Origin of the sequence: Lacrimispora xylanisolvens (assembly GCF_002934545.1) — a bacterium.
GTDB classification, from domain to species: Bacteria; Bacillota; Clostridia; order Lachnospirales; family Lachnospiraceae; genus Lacrimispora; species Lacrimispora xylanisolvens.
The window spans coordinates 87,308-104,272 of sequence record NZ_PTJA01000001.1; the positions used below are offsets into that span (position 1 = coordinate 87,308).

At 44.9% G+C, this 16,965-nt stretch carries 14 protein-coding genes; 10 read left to right on the plus strand and 4 right to left on the minus strand.

All coding sequences use genetic code 11. From position 1 onward, the window contains the following. Window positions 1–129 precede the first annotated feature (129 nt). From BXY41_RS00445 to BXY41_RS00460, 4 genes are read right to left on the minus strand one after another with little or no spacing between them, the layout of a single operon-like run. On the minus strand, window positions 130–1,107 hold the full coding sequence (locus tag BXY41_RS00445; protein WP_104433463.1) for a siderophore ABC transporter substrate-binding protein: 978 nt from the start codon (window positions 1,105–1,107) through the stop codon (window positions 130–132). Window positions 1,108–1,163: 56 nt separating this feature from the next. Next, window positions 1,164–1,922: an iron ABC transporter ATP-binding protein gene (locus BXY41_RS00450; RefSeq protein WP_104433465.1), complete on the minus strand. Its 759-nt coding sequence runs from the start codon at window positions 1,920–1,922 to the stop codon at window positions 1,164–1,166. Further along, complete coding sequence (locus BXY41_RS00455) at window positions 1,919–2,902, minus strand: iron chelate uptake ABC transporter family permease subunit (RefSeq protein WP_104433467.1); 984 nt, start codon at window positions 2,900–2,902, stop codon at window positions 1,919–1,921. The genes BXY41_RS00450 and BXY41_RS00455 overlap by 4 nt, the downstream gene beginning before the upstream one ends. Continuing rightward, entirely contained in the window at window positions 2,899–3,864 is a 966-nt protein-coding gene (locus tag BXY41_RS00460) for an ABC transporter permease (protein WP_432765491.1), read from the minus strand. The genes BXY41_RS00455 and BXY41_RS00460 overlap by 4 nt, the downstream gene beginning before the upstream one ends. Window positions 3,865–4,141: 277 nt before the next feature. On the opposite strand from BXY41_RS00460, the gene BXY41_RS00465 reads away from it, so the two are divergent. From BXY41_RS00465 to BXY41_RS00505, 10 genes are all read left to right on the plus strand, one after another. After that, window positions 4,142–6,748: a cation-translocating P-type ATPase gene (locus BXY41_RS00465; protein ID WP_104433469.1), complete on the plus strand. Its 2,607-nt coding sequence runs from the start codon at window positions 4,142–4,144 to the stop codon at window positions 6,746–6,748. A 205-nt stretch (window positions 6,749–6,953) separates the two neighbouring features. Further along, entirely contained in the window at window positions 6,954–8,453 is a 1,500-nt protein-coding gene (glpK, locus tag BXY41_RS00470) for a glycerol kinase GlpK (protein WP_104433471.1), read from the plus strand. 183 nt (window positions 8,454–8,636) lie between these two features. After that, window positions 8,637–10,085, plus strand: coding sequence for an NAD(P)/FAD-dependent oxidoreductase (locus tag BXY41_RS00475; protein WP_104433473.1), 1,449 nt, complete (start codon window positions 8,637–8,639; stop codon window positions 10,083–10,085). Between the two features lies 1 nt (window position 10,086). Then, window positions 10,087–11,352 carry an NAD(P)/FAD-dependent oxidoreductase gene (locus tag BXY41_RS00480; protein ID WP_104433475.1) on the plus strand — a complete coding sequence of 422 codons (1,266 nt, stop codon included), beginning with the start codon at window positions 10,087–10,089 and terminating at the stop codon, window positions 11,350–11,352. 1 nt (window position 11,353) lies between these two features. Next, on the plus strand, window positions 11,354–11,716 hold the full coding sequence (locus tag BXY41_RS00485; RefSeq protein WP_104433477.1) for a DUF1667 domain-containing protein: 363 nt from the start codon (window positions 11,354–11,356) through the stop codon (window positions 11,714–11,716). A gap of 121 nt (window positions 11,717–11,837) precedes the next feature. Further along, window positions 11,838–13,802, plus strand: a complete 1,965-nt coding sequence (locus tag BXY41_RS00490; RefSeq protein ID WP_104433479.1) for an AraC family transcriptional regulator — start codon at window positions 11,838–11,840, stop codon at window positions 13,800–13,802. 90 nt (window positions 13,803–13,892) lie between these two features. Beyond that, entirely contained in the window at window positions 13,893–14,024 is a 132-nt protein-coding gene (locus tag BXY41_RS27320) for a hypothetical protein (RefSeq protein WP_278321406.1), read from the plus strand. Between the two features lie 173 nt (window positions 14,025–14,197). Further along, window positions 14,198–14,758 carry a glycerol-3-phosphate responsive antiterminator gene (locus BXY41_RS00495; RefSeq protein WP_104433481.1) on the plus strand — a complete coding sequence of 187 codons (561 nt, stop codon included), beginning with the start codon at window positions 14,198–14,200 and terminating at the stop codon, window positions 14,756–14,758. A 12-nt stretch (window positions 14,759–14,770) separates the two neighbouring features. Further along, window positions 14,771–15,670 carry a fumarylacetoacetate hydrolase family protein gene (locus tag BXY41_RS00500; protein ID WP_104433483.1) on the plus strand — a complete coding sequence of 300 codons (900 nt, stop codon included), beginning with the start codon at window positions 14,771–14,773 and terminating at the stop codon, window positions 15,668–15,670. A gap of 129 nt (window positions 15,671–15,799) precedes the next feature. After that, window positions 15,800–16,939 carry a M20/M25/M40 family metallo-hydrolase gene (locus BXY41_RS00505; protein WP_341457779.1) on the plus strand — a complete coding sequence of 380 codons (1,140 nt, stop codon included), beginning with the start codon at window positions 15,800–15,802 and terminating at the stop codon, window positions 16,937–16,939. Window positions 16,940–16,965: the final 26 nt, after the last annotated feature.

Here is a 16,965-nt window from a genome sequence, read left to right on the forward strand (position 1 = left end):
CAGGTCCTTTCTGAAAGGTGGTTAAGCCGCTGGATCTATTGGCTGTCTTCAGTCAGATTATAATAAAAAAAACGGCTGCATGCAATAGGAACAATTGCATGCAGCCGTATCCATGGTCTGATGGATAGCTTATTTTAATGCGTCGGAAACTTCTGTAAGCATCATAGGAACAGATTCCAGTCCATAACCGGACAGATACCAGGTCGCCGGATTAAGATAGATAATCTTTCCGTCTTTTGCGGCTGTTGTATTGTTTACCAGGTCATTGTCCAGTGTTTTTGTTGCAACATCGCTGCCGCCTACAACGGTGGTGCGATCTACTACAAAGATCAGGTCAGGATTTTTTTCTGCAATATACTCGAAACCAATCTCCATACCGTGTTTGCTTACTTCTATGGTGTCATCAACCGGGGTAATGCCAAGGACTCCGTGAATGATACCAAAACGGGAGCCAGGGCCATAGGCACTGATTTTTCCGTCGTTGGTCTGAACCACAAGTGCTTTTTTGCCGCTTTCTTCTGCAGCTTTATGGATTTCTTCTGCCTGGGTTTTTAACTGATCAATTTTTGACTCTGCTTCCTGTTTTTTATCAAAGATTTCTGCAGTCATCAGGTTGACTCGTTCAAATTCATTCCAGAAGTCGGTGTATTCAACGGATGTGTAAATCGTTGGTGCAATTTTAGAAAATTCTTCATAAAGACCGGCCTGGCGCCCTCCAATTATGATGAGATCCGGTTTGAACTCATTGATTGCTTCCACATCTGGCTCTACCAGACTTCCGGCATCTGCATAGGAATCATCTTTGTATTTTTTTAAATATTCCGGCAGATGAGTTTTAGGAACTATGATTTCCGGTGCTGCACCAAGAAAATCTATGGTTTCTAAAATGCTGTAATCCAGAACGGCAACTCTTTTTGGATTAACCGGAACCTCGGCAGTACCAAGAGTGTGCGTGATAGTAACAGAAGAAGGGGGATTGGCAGCCTCTTCTGTTGCTTCGCTTGCAGCAGAAGCGGCAGCAGGAGCCGGTGATTCTGACTTTGCGCAGCCAGTCATAATCGCGCCTGTCATTAATACAGCCAGTGCAGATAAATAAAGTTTTTTCATAAGTAACCTCCTGAAAATGTTTTATGTTAATCATCCCATTGGGACAATGAATAACCTTATGTGTAATAAATGCAGATGTCTTTCCCGTCAATGGTATTGATTTGTATGTTCATATCATAGATACCTGAGAGCACATCTGAGTTAATAATTTCTTTTTTCTCCCCTGTTTTTATCAGCATTCCATCTTTTAAAGCTAAGATATGGTCTGCATAACAGGAGACAAAATTAATGTCATGGATGACGATGACTATGGTCTTTCCCAGATCATCCACTAATTTTCTTAATATCTTCATAATCTGAACGGAGTGCTTCATATCCAGATTGTTTAACGGTTCATCAAGGAAGATATACCGGGTGTCCTGGGCGATTACCATGGCAATGTAGGCCATCTGCCGCTGCCCTCCGCTGAGTTCATCCAGATATCGGTCTTTTAAATCAAGAATTTCTGTATATTCAAGAGCCTCTTTTATCTTCTCTTCATCTTCCTCTGTCAGCTGCCCTTTCGAGTATGGGTACCGTCCAAAGCTGACAAGTTCCCAAATGGTCAGACGCAGGTTCATGTGATTAGACTGCCGGAGTATGGAGATCCGCTTTGACAGCTCCTCCTGGTTCCATGCCAAAACCTCTGTTCCGTCAATGATCACTTTCCCGTCATCCGGTTTTAAAAGCCTGCTGATTATGGATAAAAGAGTGCTTTTTCCGGCTCCGTTACTCCCGATAAAGGCAGTCAGCCTGCCCTCTGTTATCACAGCAGATACCTGATTCACTACGGTCTTTTTTCCATATTTTTTTGTAATATTCTGTATTTCTATCATCGCCTGCTCTCCTTTAACAAAATAAAGATAAAATAAATGCCCCCGATGAAGTTTAATATTACGCTTACCGTTGCATTTCCTGAAAGCAGCCGTTCAGAAATAAACTGACCCACTGGAAGGGAAATAATACCCATAAATACAGCGCCTGGAATCAGATACCTGTGGCGGTAGGTTTTTAGTATCTCTCTGGAAAGACTGACAAGAAGGATTCCCAAAAAGGTAACTGGTCCCACAAGCACGGTGGAAACCGCTGTCAGTGCTGAGATAACCAGCATGGTACGTTTAATCAGGCTGTCATAATAAATTCCCAGACTAATGGCATTGTCTTTGGAAAGTCCCAGTACATCAAAACGGGAAATATCCTTTCTTGTAAAAAACAGGCTGACGGCGACAATGATACAGGACACGCCTAAAAGCTTTTCATTGATATTCCTGAAACTTGCAAACAGACTTCCCTGAAGAATAGAAAACTCATTGGGATCTATTAATAGCTGTAAAAAAGATGAAATTCCCCTAAAAAAGGTGCCCATAATCATTCCTGCCAAAACCAGAGTATAGATATTGAAACCTTCTGCCCGGAATACAAGCCGGTAAATAATCAGGGAAGCTGCCATCATGGCTCCTACCGATAGAATAAAGTGAAGTGAGCTGTTCATACGCATCAGTTTTTCTGCGCCCATTAAGTAAACAATAAAAGACTGTATGAACAAGTAAAGGGAATCCAGTCCCATAACTCCGGGAGTTAAAATTCTGCTCTCTGTTATTGTCTGAAATACCACGGAAGAATAGCCCACGCATATGCTGACCAGTATCATGGCAGCAATCTTTTTAATCCGCCTTGGAAAATTAAAATCAAAATTATTCTGGTTCAGCCCCTGAAAAATAAACAGCAGAATGGCAATAGCAGCAATAGCTGCCAGAATAATAAGGCATGCTGCTGCCCGTTTGTCTGTACGGCTTCGTATTAAGTTTCTGGTCATTTCTTTGCCCCCTTCAGTACCATAATAAGAAAAACGGCACTTCCCGTTACGCTGATCATCATGCCAATGGGAATTTCATAGGGATAGATCAGAACTCTGCCCAGTATGTCACAGAAAAGAATAAAATTGGCGCCAAGGAGCGCAGTGTCCAGAAGACTGTTTTTCAAGTTATCACCTTTTATCATGCTCATGATATTAGGTATAATCAGGTCAAGAAAGGGAAGTCCGCCTACTGTAACCGTTACCACCGAGGTGATAACCGAAACAAGTACAAGCCCCAGATTCACGATCTGTTCATGGTTTAGTCCCAGATTCATGGAAAAATCTTTTCCCATACCCGCAATTGTAAACTTGTCCGCATAAAGGTAACCCAGAATCAGAAATGGAATTCCCACATACAGAAGTTCATATCTTCCCTTCAAAATAAGAGAGAAGCTGCCCTGCATCCAGGAGCTCATATTTTGAATGAGATCAAACCGGTATGCAAAAAACGTAGAGGCTGCCTCCACGACGTTGCCCATCATCAGTCCAATTAAAGGGATTAAAATTCCATTTCTAATACGGATTTTTGATAACAGCCGGATAAAGAGGAAGGATCCAAACATGCAGCTTACAAAAGCCACCAGCATTTTGACCATAGTACTGGAGTTGCCAAAGAACAACATGGCTATTAAAATACCAAGCCTTGCCCAGTCAGCTGTACCGGCCGTTGTTGGAGAGACAAATTTGTTTTTCGTAATGGTCTGCATAATAAGACCAGTCATGCTTAAGCTGCAGCCAGCTACCAGTATACTCACCAGCCTGGGAAACCGGCTGATAAAGATGATCTCCATGTCTTCAAAAGAAGGGTGGAGAAAAGAGATGTTTTTCACACCAACCAGAATGGACAAAATGCATTGGATAAAAAGGATTCCAAAAAGAATCAGTTTCATATTTTTGTGATTGGTGTATGGCTTTTCCAAAACACGTACACTCCTTATTTTCGTAATTCGGTTAGCGATAGCTAACTAAAGGCTAAAAATAAAAGATCAACCATGTTGACCCTTTTCCTGAATAACCTGTGAAACAGTATAACGTGGTTTACGTAAAGTGTCAATAAAAGGTACAGATAATAAATATCATTAACATACTTAAAAAGTGGGAATAAAAAACAACCATCACCTTACGCAGGGAAAATCATTCATGAAACTCCCGTCCTGTTTCATACCATAGTAGGAGAAATGGGAAGGAGCGTCATTAATGGAAGAATGGTTTCGTTTATCAGAGGATGAAGTCTTAAAACAGCTTCATGCTGACAGGAATGGACTGAATTCCGAAGAAATTCTCAGGCGCAGGCAGGAACATGGTCCCAATCTGCTGAAAAAAGCAAAACGTAAAAGTGCCTTTCAAGTATTTCTGGATCAGTTTAAAGACTTATTAGTCATCATTCTGATTATAGCAGCGGTAATTTCCATGGTATCTGGTGACGTGGAAAGTACCGGAGTAATTTTTGCAGTGTTACTGCTTAATGCAATTCTTGGAACCGTACAGCATCAGAAAGCAGAAAAATCCTTAGACAGCCTGATGTCATTATCTGCGCCAGTGGCGTGGGTGAGAAGAGAGGGGAAAAATAAAGAAGTCCTGTCGGAAGAAATCGTACCAGGAGATATACTTTTATTAGAGGCAGGAGATATGGTGGCGGCAGACGGCCGTATCCTGGAAAATTACTCTCTTTTGGTCAATGAAAGCTCTCTGACCGGAGAATCAGTCAATGTGGAAAAGCATACAGGAAGACTGCGAATGGAGAAGGTTCCGCTGGCAGAACAGTCCAATATGGTTTTTTCCGGCTCTCAGGTTGCAGCAGGAAGAGCCATTGCAGTGGTCACAGGAACAGGCATGAATACAGAAATCGGAAGAATTGCCTCTTTAATGAATGATACAGGCGAGAAGAAGACGCCTCTTCAGGTGAGCCTTGACCAGTTTGGAAGCAGACTGGCGGTAGCCATCCTCTTTATCTGTGCGATTGTTTTTGGATTAAGTATTTACAGAAAAATGCCAATTCTGGACTCCCTTATGTTTGCAGTAGCACTGGCGGTCGCCGCCATACCAGAGGCCCTCAGTTCTATCGTCACAATTGTTCAGGCAATGGGAACCCAGAAGATGGCGGGAGAGAATGCAATTATTAAGGATTTAAAAGCGGTAGAAAGCCTTGGATGTGTATCTGTTATCTGCTCCGATAAAACAGGTACCCTCACCCAGAACCGAATGACCGTGCAGCAGGTTTTTGTTAATAACAGGCTTTATCTTCCTGAAATGTTAAAGCCTGAGATTCCCGTACATAAATATTTGCTTTATGATGCTGTTTTAAACAATGATTCCAGCCATGTAAATGGAGTTCTTAACGGGGAGCCTACTGAAACCGCGTTACTCCAGATGGCGGAGCGCGCCGGAGTAGATGACGAGGCAGTCAGATCCTATCACCCAAGATTAGGAGAGGTTCCCTTTGATTCCAGAAGAAAGCTTATGAGTACGCTTCATTATCTGGAAGGAAAAAATATTCTATTTACAAAAGGAGCAGTGGATATTCTTCTTCCCAGGATAACCCAGATCTGGTCTTCCGAAGGAATCCGTCCGTTCAGAGACGGTGATAAACAGATGCTTATGGAGCAGAACATGATGTTCTCTGCCCAGGGGCTTCGGGTTCTTACCTTTGTATGCAGGGAGATGGAGGACCAGGAGAAGCTTTCGGAAAATTCAGAAAACGGATATACATTTCTCGGAATGGTATCCATGATGGATCCTCCCCGGCCGGAATCCAGAAATGCAGTCGCCAATGCCAGGAGAGCGGGAATCTTCCCGGTGATGATTACGGGAGATCATAAAATTACGGCAGCAGCTATAGCGGAACGGATTGGCATTCTGGAGGAAGATGATCTGGCAATCAGCGGCCCGGAGCTTGATGATATGACGGAAGATGAGCTGGGGCACCGGCTGGAATCCATTAGTGTATATGCCCGGGTATCCCCGGAACACAAAATCAGAATTGTCCGTGCATGGCAGAAGAAGGGGCACATTGTCGCCATGACAGGAGATGGTGTCAACGATGCTCCCGCGTTAAAGCAGGCAGATATTGGAGTTGCCATGGGACAGATGGGAACAGAAGTCTCTAAAGAAGCCTCTTCCATGATTCTGACCGATGACAATTTTGCTACAATTATTAAAGCGGTGGCCAATGGACGAAACGTATACCGGAATATAAGAAATGCCATTAAGTTCCTGCTTTCAGGAAACATGGCAGGAATTTTATGTGTGCTTTATACCTCTCTTATGGCACTCCCCATGCCCTTTGCACCGGTTCATCTGCTGTTTATCAACCTGTTGACAGACTCCCTTCCTGCCATTGCAATCGGAATGGAGCAGGCAGAAGCAGACCTGTTGTCCCAGAAGCCCAGAAGTCCCAAGGAAGGCATTTTAACAAAGAGGTTTATCCTTGTGATTCTCTTTCAGGGGGCACTTATTGCAGTATGCACCATGGCTTCCTATAGTACCGGGTTGTTAACCGGCAGTGAGGCTGCAGCCAGCACTATGGCATTCTCCACCCTGACACTTGCCAGATTGTTCCATGGATTTAACTGCCGCAGCAGTCACTCTATTTTGAAAATCGGTTTTATGAGCAACTTATGGAGTATCATGGCGTTTGAGGCGGGAGCAGTATTACTGGGAGCAGTTCTTTTTATTCCTGCGCTTCACGATCTTTTTTATGTGGCAGATTTAACAGGAAGACAATTTATAACTATATTTATATTTGCAATTCTTCCTACACTGGTGATCCAGGCAATGAAAACCATCAGGGAGAGTATGCATTAAGGTATTTTACAGGTAAAATTTGTATTTATTGTAGAACTTGACATATTTTTGCCTGCGTGGTAGTATAAATTTGTGTTATTTAATAATAAGCCTAAGAGACGACAGAGCCAGGTGATGAGTGCGGGGAACCGTTCATTTCCAAGGCTCTTTCTTTATTATTTGGTAAAAAATTAACGAATGAAAGAAGATGGAAGGGGAAGGAATCATGGGAAAATATGTGATCGCTATGGATCAGGGAACTACCAGTTCCCGGTGCATACTGTTTGATGAGAAAGGGGGCATCTGCAGCGAGGCACAAAAAGAGTTCAGGCAGATTTTTCCAAAACCAGGCTGGGTGGAGCATGACCCCATGGAGATATGGTCATCACAGCTTTCAGTGACCATGGAAGCAATGGGAAAAATTGGGGCGCATTACAGCGACATTGCTGCAATTGGAATTACAAATCAGAGAGAAACCACAGTTGTGTGGGATAAGGAGACAGGGGAGCCCGTTTACAATGCCATTGTATGGCAGTGCAGAAGGACCGCTGACCGCATTGAACGTCTGAAAGAAGATGGGCTGGAAGGGCTGATCAGAGACCGTACCGGTCTGATTCCGGACGCGTACTTTTCCGGAAGTAAGATTGAGTGGATCCTGGATCACGTAGAGGGAGCCAGAGAAAAGGCAGAACGTGGAGAACTGCTTTTTGGAACCGTGGACAGCTGGCTGATCTGGAATCTGACCAAGGGCTGTATCCACGTAACGGATTATACCAACGCTTCCCGAACCATGCTGTTTGATATTCATAAAAAGTGCTGGGACGAAGACATTCTTAACTATTTTAATATACCAAAAGCAATGCTTCCGGATGTAAAACCATCCAGCTGTGTATATGGTTATACCTCTTCTGACGTAATGGGCGGAAAGATCCCCATTGCAGGGGCAGCAGGAGATCAGCAGGCAGCTTTATTCGGACAGTGCTGCTTCGAAGCCGGTGAAGTTAAAAATACATACGGAACCGGCTGCTTTCTCCTTATGAACACCGGAGAGAAAGCGGTAAAATCAGAACACGGACTGCTGACCACTATAGCGGCCAGTGATCAGGAACGGATTCAGTATGCACTGGAAGGAAGCGTATTTGTGGCAGGCGCTGCCATTCAATGGCTGCGGGATGCCATGCGTATGGTACGGTCTGCTTCCCAGACCGAAGAGTATGCCCAGGCGGTGGAAGATACCGGAGGGGTTTACGTGGTACCTGCATTTGCAGGTCTTGGCGCTCCCTATTGGGATCAGTATGCCAGAGGTACCATTGTAGGAGTGACTAGAGGAACCAGCAAGGAACAGTTTATCCGTGCCACTCTGGAATCCATGGCATATCAGGTATCTGATCTGATAGAAGCCATGGAACAGGACTCTCAGATCCACTTAAAAGAATTAAGAGTAGACGGAGGAGCCTGCGCCAACAATTTCCTCCTGCAGTTCCAGGCAGATGTACTGGATACACGGATTGTCAGACCCAAATGCATTGAGACAACAGCTCTTGGTGCTGCTTATCTGGCAGGCCTGGCTGTAGGGTACTGGAAAGACCGGGAAGAGATCAGACAAAACTGGGAAGCCTCCAGAACCTTCGACAATCAGATGGAAGACGAGTGCCGCAAAAAGAGGATAAAGGGCTGGAAGCGGGCAGTGAAATGTGCTCTTTACTGGTCTCAGGATGAGGATTAAGCCAGGCTATAAATCACTTGACAATCAGAATGAAATTATGTTAGCATTAATACAATTGAATAAATAACCTTTGAGACGAAAGAGTAAGGATTATAATACGGAGCTATCCGTTTATTTTCCTTACTCTTTTTTTCTATAGTCCCGGCGAACCGGGAATTATCACGGATTTGGAGGAGATTGATTATGAAGGAATTAAATTACGATGCGGCGATAATCGGCGGCGGCGTTACCGGCTGTGCCATAGCCAGAGAGCTGTCCCGTTATCAGCTGAACATCTGCGTCATTGAGCGGGAGGAAGATGTCTGCTCCGGTACATCAAAATCCAACAGTGCTATTGTGCATGCAGGATACGATGCGGAGCCAGGCTCATTAAAGGCAAGATTTAATACAGAAGGAAACCGCATGATGGGAGATCTTTCAAAAGCTCTTGATTTTTCCTTTGATCGAAACGGTTCACTGGTTCTCTGTTTTTCTGAAGAAGACAGACCGTCACTCAATGCGTTGTATGAAAAAGGATTAAAAAACGGTGTTCCTGAGTTATCCATACTGACGGGGGATGAAGTACGTGCCATGGAGCCCAGTGTTTCTGAAACAGTGGTGGCCGCATTATATGCGCCAACCGGAGGAATTGTCTGCCCCTTTGGACTGACCATCGCTCTGGCAGAGAATGCCTGTGATAATGGAACCGATTTCTTATTTGAGACAGAAATTGAGACAATTAACAAAACAGATTCCGGTTACGATCTGATCTCCAGTGATAAAATCATTCACGCCACCTACGTGGTAAATGCAGCCGGCGTTTATTCAGACCAGATCCACAACATGGTCAGTGAGTCAAAGCTTCATATCATACCACGAAAAGGAGATTACTGCCTGTTAGATAAAGAAGCGGGAAATCTGGTAAGCCATACCATATTCCAGCTTCCCGGAAAGATGGGAAAAGGTGTTTTGGTAACACCCACTGTTCATGGCAATCTGCTGACAGGACCTACGGCAATTAATGTAACTGACAAAGAGGAGACCTCCACAACAGCCCAGGAGCTTGCCGATATTATGGAAAAAGCAGCCTGGGGAGTGAACAATATTCCCTTCCGCCAGGTTATTACATCTTTCTCCGGTCTTCGTGCCCATGAAGAGGGAGATGATTTCGTTGTGGGAGAAGTAAAGGATGCAGACGGATTCTTCGACGCGGCAGGTATGGAATCTCCGGGACTTTCAAGCGCTCCTGCAGTGGGGGTTTACTTAGCAGAGCAGATAGCCCTGAAAGCCAATGCAAAAAAGAAAGAAAACTTCATTGAAACCAGAAAAGGTATTATTAATCCTCAGAAGCTTTCCCTGGAAGAGAGGGGAGAACTGATCAAAAAGGATCCCAGATACGGAACCATCATCTGCCGTTGTGAAGGCATCAGTGAGGGTGAAATTGCAGATGCTGTGACAAGAACCCTGGGAGCAGTCTCCGTAGATGGAGTTAAGCGCCGGGTGCGTGCAGGAATGGGACGCTGCCAGTCAGGCTTCTGTATCCCGAAAACAATGGAAATTCTGGCAAGGGAAACAGGAAGAAACATGGAAGACATCTGCAAAAACAGATCCGGTTCTAATTTACTGACTGGGAAAAGACAAGGAGGAGAGTGACATGACAGAGCATGATATCGTTATTATTGGGGGAGGCCCTGCTGGTCTGGCTGCCGCTGCGGCTGCAAAGAAAGCCGGAACAGAAGATATTCTGATCCTGGAGCGGGAAGGTCATTTAGGCGGCATTTTAAATCAGTGCATTCACAACGGCTTTGGTCTTCACACATTTAAAGAAGAGCTGACAGGACCGGAATATGCGTCCCGTTATATTGATTTGATTGAAAAAGAGCAGATCCCTTATAAGCTTAATACCATGGTTCTTTCCATCAGCAGTGACAGAGTGCTGACCGTGATAAACCGGGAAGAAGGCTTAATTCAGATAAAAGCAGGTGCTGTGATTCTGGCAATGGGATGCAGGGAGCGTCCAAGGGGAGCTCTTAACATTCCAGGTTATCGTCCGGCAGGAATTTATTCAGCAGGTACTGCCCAGCGTCTTATGAATTTAGACGGCTATGAAGTGGGAAAAGAAGTGGTCATACTGGGTTCAGGAGACATCGGTCTCATTATGGCAAGACGTATGACGTTAGAGGGCGCTAAAGTTAAAGTTGTGGCAGAGCTTATGCCCTATTCCGGCGGATTAAAAAGAAACATTGTACAGTGTCTGGATGATTACGGAATTCCCTTAAAATTAAGCCATACGGTAGTAGAGATTCATGGAAAGGAGCGGGTAACAGGAGTAACGCTTGCGGCAGTGGATGAGAAACGCAGACCAGTTCCGGGAACGGAAGAATATTATTCCTGTGATACACTTCTTCTGTCAGTCGGTCTGATTCCGGAAAACGAGCTGTCAAAAAGCGCAGGAGTGGATCTTGACCAGATAACCGGCGGCCCTGTTGTCAACGACTGCCTGGAAACCAGTATAAGCGGCGTATTTGCCTGTGGAAATGTACTTCATGTTCATGATCTGGTGGATTACGTTTCCGAAGAGGCGGCTCTTGCTGGAAGAAGTGCTGCAGCCTATGCCAGATCCCAGAAAGAGGAACCTTCTTCCTCCAATATCAGAATCCGTGCTGTAAACGGCGTCCGCTATACAGTTCCCCAGTTTGTTAACCGGGAGTCGGAGGCTGATCAGTGGAAGATCCGTTTCCGTGTTTCCGATGTATACCGGGACCGTTATATCAGTATTTATTATGGAGATGAACGAGTTTATCATAAGAAGAAAAAGGTTCTCGCACCTGGGGAGATGGAGCAGGTAGCAATTAAGAAAGAAAGTCTGGAAAAATATCCGGATTTGGCAGAAATCGTAATCTGCACAGAGGAGGATTGAAATGGAAGAACGTGAACTGATCTGTATCTGCTGTCCCCTGGGCTGCCCTATGACCGTACGTATCGACAACGGTGTGGTGACCGTTACTGGTAATTCCTGTGCGAGAGGTGCAGAATACGGGGAGAAAGAAGTGTTAAGCCCAACCCGGGTTGTGACCTCCACGGTAAAAGTAATTGACGGAGAATTTGCCATGGTTCCCGTAAAAACCAAAACAGATATTCCAAAAGGTAAGATCTTTGATTGCATGAAAGAGATTCAGAAAGCCTCCGTTCATGCCCCGGTCGCCATTGGAGATGTAATCATTGAAAACTGCGCAGGCACCGGAGTATCCATCATTGCCGCAAGAAATGTAAAAAGATCATAACTTGGGAGATCTATGTGAAGTAATTGCCATGTTCTTTATTCCTACATGTACAGTGCGGAGTTTCTATGGTATAATTTCAGTTAGCTTATTCTAACTATCTGTCTTGCCATAGAGGTGCAGTATGTATACACACAACAATTCATTAAATTTCACACAAAGGGAAATCGCCGCCGGGATTCAGGTATGGAACCGGGCGGCTGTTTCCCTTTTGGATATTCGACATAACTTGATTTCCCCCAAGGAAGCCATCTGCAATTACCGTCTTCCCGCCAGTGCGTTTCTGTATACGAGCGGGAAAGGGGAGATAGCCCTGGACGAAACCGTGTATCACGCAGATCGGTTTGACTTGTTTCACGGCGGCAAGGGGACGCAATTGTCCATCCGGCCCCGCCAACACTGGTTCGAGTACTATATGGTGCTGTACAAAACCGAAGAGCCGCCCGTTCACAAGCGGGAGTTTGCAAAGCTATTGGAGCAATGCAATCCGTTCCGGCAGCAGTATGGATTTAAACCCCAAAACCCACTGTTTTTTGCCGATCAGCTCAAAAAGATGTTTGAATGCTGGAAGGAGCCCACAGCCCTAAATCTGTTCTATGGAAAAGCGGGCTTTTATCCGTTTGTCTATGCGGTGTATGAAGAGCTGGAGCGAGGCAATGTTCGTATTCTTGAGCCGGATGTTGTTTCTATGGCGGTACGGTATCTGGAGGCCAATTTTCAAAAAAATGTTACCATTCAGGAATTGTGTGCTATGCTTGGCGTAAGCTACAGCCATTTTCACCGTTTGTTTAAGCGAAAAACAGAAAAGACGCCGCAGGAATACTTAATTCATAGAAGGCTAAGGGCTGCTCGGGTATATCTTCAAAACAGCAGTGCGTCCGTACGGGAAATCGCCGAGCGGTGCGGTTTTATTGATGAATCCAGCTTCTATCGCCTGTTTACGAAAAATGAGGGGCAATCACCTGGCTTATATAGAGAGGTATCACAGTCGCTCATGAGAGATTCCACAATAGAAAAGGTATTTTCTTTTCCTTATAATGAGGAAAGCCAGGTTAGCGTTGGCGAACTCAAAGGAAAAGGAGTAACTTTTATGACGAATCAAATGCGAAGCAAAGCGGTGATCGCGGCTGCGCTGTCCCTACTGTTGATGATGAGCGCTTGCGGCACCACGACTGCAGGCAGCAGCGGTGCGGATACCACGCCGACAACGGCGGCGACTACACAGACGGCAGAAACGGAGACGACAGTATCCGCGGAAGAAGGAACAAGGACAATTAGAACCGCGATGGGTGATGTGGAGATTCCGCAAAATCCAAAACGCATTCTGGCAACGCTGATGGAAGGAGATCTGATTGCGTTTGGCGTAGAACCGGCGGCCATTATGGATGTCGGAATTGAATATGAAAAAACTCCATATCATGAGTCGTTGGCAGGGCTATCAAGTATCAATGCCGAAGACATGGAAGCGGTTATAGCGGCCGAGCCTGATGTTATTATTACATACAGCCCGGAATTATATGAAAAGTTCTCAAAAATTGCGCCCACGCTGCTGGTCGACGCCAGCGGAATGGATATCTACGAACGCACCCGGATGATCGGTGAATTGCTCAATCAGCAATACAAGGCGGAAGAACTGATCGCAGCGTTAGATAAGCGGATATCCGAACTGCGCCAAAAGCTGGAAGAAGCAGGCCTGGCGGATAAAACCGTTACGATTATGGAAGGCGCAGGCAGCGGCGAAGTATGGATTACCACAAGTGGCCGGGGATCCATTCCGCTTTATAACCTGTTGGGCTTTCAAATGTCCCCAAAAGTAGAGGAGGAGTTGTCAGCTGAAGGAAACTGGCTGAATCAATGGCTGAAGGTGTCACTGGAGGTTTTGCCTGCATATGTGGGGGATTATGTGTTTTTCTCGGATCAGGTTTCCCTGGACGAGGTCGGTTTGACCAACAACCCTGTTTGGGAAAGTATTGCCGCGGTAAAGCAGGGGCACGTTTATATGTCAAGCTTCCCCTATTTCTTTCCCCAGGATATTTATTCCGTTATGAAGCAAATGGATTTCATTGAATCGGTATTGCTGGAAGACTAATGTATCACTATGAGCAGCTAAAACTGGATGCCAATTGTCTGACGCTTGATGCACCTGCGCGCATTGCCGTGCCTGTCAGGAGTTGGACGGATGTACACCAGTAAAAATCCTGTTGATCGTACAAAAAGGGAAATCGCTGCCGCGCTCCAGATATGGAGCCGGGCGGCGATTTCCCTTTTGGACATTCGCCATAATTTAATTGCTCCCATAGTATCCTTATGAATACTCATCTAATGCCGGGGGTTTATTTTAATCAGTAAGTGGTAGAAAAAGACTGAAAAGAGACTTTATTTTTGAAAGAAAATAAAGAAAGAGGAAGAATTTTCTTGACGGTGATGGTAAGGATTGATAAAGTAGAACAAGATCCATAGTTTTTTGGGTGCGGAGGGATAATAATGAAAGCAATAGAACTGCTGGAGACGTCTCCGGTGATTGCGGCAGTAAAGGATGAAGGCGGGCTGAAACGGTGTTTTGAATCAGAGTGCCAGGTCGTTTTTGTTCTGTACGGAAGTATTTTAAACATCGGAACTATAGTACGGCAGATAAAAGAACATGGAAAGTACGCTATGGTACATGCAGATCTGACTCATGGTCTTAATTCAAAAGAGATCGTGGTGGATTTCATCAAGGAAAATACGTTAGCTGATGGTATCATCAGCACGAAGCCGCTTCTTGTAAAGCGGGCAGTGGAACTTGGATTGTTCGGGATTCAGAGAACGTTTATTATCGATTCCCTTGCCATGAGTACGACAAAAAAGCAGATTGATACCTTCCATCCGGATATGGTTGAGATCATGCCCGGAGTAATGCCCAAAGCACTGGAAGAGATCCGCAGATACACCAATATTCCCATCATTGCCGGTGGACTCATATCGGACAAGAAGGATATTATGGCTGCTTTTAACGCAGGAGCAGATGCGATCTCTACTACCAGGGAAGAGTTATGGTTCATGTAGAAGGAGGATTTTATGAAATTAGTTACTTACGAGGTTGACCGTAGAAGAGATATCGGAGTCGTGAGCAGGGATGAGATGTGGGTTTTCCCTCTTAAGGCATTCGGTATGGAATACAGAGAGATGCTGGAAGTTGTAAAGGGACTGAGCCAGTCAGAACGGGACTTGCTTGAACACGCATCTGGGCTGGATCCTGACAGCAGCAACATCGTTGGAGCAGCTATGATGAAAGAAGTTACCCTCCTGGCCCCGATTCTGACACCAGATCAGGATATTATCTGTCTGGGTCTTAATTACATGGAACATGCCGAGGAGTCAGCGCGTTATAAAAAAGAAGCGTTTGACGGGGAAAGAAACCATGCAGTCTATTTCTCAAAGAGAGTGAATGAGGCAGTTGCTCCTTATGGTGATATATTAAGTCATAGCGATATAGTGGACAGCCTGGATTATGAAGCTGAATTAGCAGTTATCATTGGAAAAGATGCAAAGGATGTGCCTCTGGAAAAGGCAGAAGATTATATATTTGGTTATACCATCATCAACGATGTGAGTGCACGTAATATACAGACCGCCCACAAGCAATGGTATTTTGGAAAAAGCCTGGACGGATTTACGCCCATGGGTCCCTGTATTCTCACAGCCAATTCCATTTCCTATCCGCCTGAGCTTTCCATTCAGTCAAAGGTGAACGGAGAACTGCGACAGGACAGCAATACAGGACTTATGATATTCCAGATCGGTCACATTATCAGTGAATTATCAAGAGGCATGACCTTAAAGGCGGGAACCATTATATCCACCGGAACTCCAAAAGGGGTGGGCATGGGCTTTAATCCCCCGGCATTTCTGTCTGCAGGTGATGAGGTAGAATGTATCATAGAAAAGATTGGTTCCATTAAAAACCGTGTAAAATAACTGAATTATTTTTTAAAAGTGTACAATTGATCGATACAGTTGTGCACTTTTTTTCTGTCTTCAAATATTCAATCATGCTGTACAAAGCGGATAAACGTGATAGAATATATAAAAACGGAGGGATGAACAATGGATCACTTATCATTGGAAATACTGGAATATATTGAGGAACACAGCAGCGAGACATATGAACTTCTGCTGAACCTTGGGACAATACCTGCGCCTTCCAATCAGGAAGAAAAAAGAGCAGAGTTCTGCCGGGACTGGCTGGTGAGACAGGGGGCAGAAAATGTCTATATTGATTCCGCTCTGAATGTGGTTTACCCAATTGGATGTACCAGGGATAACCCCGTAGTGGTATTTATGGCACATACAGATGTGGTTTTTCCCGATACCACACCTCTTCCTGTTGTAGTGGAAGCCGGTAGGATAAAAGCTCCCGGCATTGGAGACGATACCGCTAATCTGTGCACACTTCTTATGTGTGCCAAATACATTGCGGATAAGAAGATTACTCCAGCAGACTGCGGATTGCTTCTTGTAGCCAATGCAGGAGAGGAAGGGCTGGGCAATTTAAAAGGCTCCAGACAGATTGTTAAGGAATATGAAGGGCGAATCAGAGAGTTCTATTCCATAGACGGATATATGGATCATATTACAACAGATGCGGTAGGCTCTAAGCGGTATGAGGTGGAGGTATTGACAGAAGGTGGTCATTCCTTTACAAATTTTGGAAACCGCAATGCCATTGCCTATCTGGCATCCATGATTGATACTCTTTATACATTAAAGGTACCTCAAACAAAGACAAAAACCACCTATAATGTTGGAACCATTCAGGGCGGAACCTCAGTCAACACCATAGCCCAGCAGGCCAAAATGCTTTATGAGTTCCGATCTGACAGCAGAGAAGATCTGGAATTTATGGATCTGCATTTTCGGGCGGTGGCAGAAAGTTACCGTTCAAAGCAGGTGGAGGTAAACACAATTCTGGTAGGAGAACGTCCATGCAGCAGTGGTGTTGATCCGGTAAAACAGGATCGTATCACCAGCAAGGTGACAGAAATTTTAAAAAAACATACAGGTACTGAACCCAAAAACCAATGTGGCTCTACAGACTGTAACATTCCTCTGTCACAGGGAATTCCCAGCGTCTGTTTTGGCGCAGTCAGGGGAGGTGGAGCCCATACCCGGCAGGAATGGGTTGATATCGCCAGTCTGAAAGAAGGGTATCGTGTTACATTTGAACTGATACTATCCTGCTTTTAAGAAAAAGAAAGAGATGAGGTACAAAG

What these genes read in the sequence shown, in the direction of transcription:
- BXY41_RS00445 (WP_104433463.1), bottom strand. Translation starts at nt 1,107, where the DNA reads ATGAAAAAACTTTATTTATCTGCACTGGCTGTATTAATGACAGGCGCG.
- BXY41_RS00450 (WP_104433465.1), bottom strand. Translation starts at nt 1,922, where the DNA reads ATGATAGAAATACAGAATATTACAAAAAAATATGGAAAAAAGACCGTA.
- BXY41_RS00455 (WP_104433467.1), bottom strand. Translation starts at nt 2,902, where the DNA reads ATGACCAGAAACTTAATACGAAGCCGTACAGACAAACGGGCAGCAGCA.
- BXY41_RS00465 (WP_104433469.1), top strand. Translation starts at nt 4,142, where the DNA reads ATGGAAGAATGGTTTCGTTTATCAGAGGATGAAGTCTTAAAACAGCTT.
- glpK (WP_104433471.1), top strand. Translation starts at nt 6,954, where the DNA reads ATGGGAAAATATGTGATCGCTATGGATCAGGGAACTACCAGTTCCCGG.
- BXY41_RS00475 (WP_104433473.1), top strand. Translation starts at nt 8,637, where the DNA reads ATGAAGGAATTAAATTACGATGCGGCGATAATCGGCGGCGGCGTTACC.
- BXY41_RS00480 (WP_104433475.1), top strand. Translation starts at nt 10,087, where the DNA reads ATGACAGAGCATGATATCGTTATTATTGGGGGAGGCCCTGCTGGTCTG.
- BXY41_RS00485 (WP_104433477.1), top strand. Translation starts at nt 11,354, where the DNA reads ATGGAAGAACGTGAACTGATCTGTATCTGCTGTCCCCTGGGCTGCCCT.
- BXY41_RS00490 (WP_104433479.1), top strand. Translation starts at nt 11,838, where the DNA reads ATGTATACACACAACAATTCATTAAATTTCACACAAAGGGAAATCGCC.
- BXY41_RS27320 (WP_278321406.1), top strand. Translation starts at nt 13,893, where the DNA reads ATGTACACCAGTAAAAATCCTGTTGATCGTACAAAAAGGGAAATCGCT.
- BXY41_RS00495 (WP_104433481.1), top strand. Translation starts at nt 14,198, where the DNA reads ATGAAAGCAATAGAACTGCTGGAGACGTCTCCGGTGATTGCGGCAGTA.
- BXY41_RS00500 (WP_104433483.1), top strand. Translation starts at nt 14,771, where the DNA reads ATGAAATTAGTTACTTACGAGGTTGACCGTAGAAGAGATATCGGAGTC.
- BXY41_RS00505 (WP_341457779.1), top strand. Translation starts at nt 15,800, where the DNA reads ATGGATCACTTATCATTGGAAATACTGGAATATATTGAGGAACACAGC.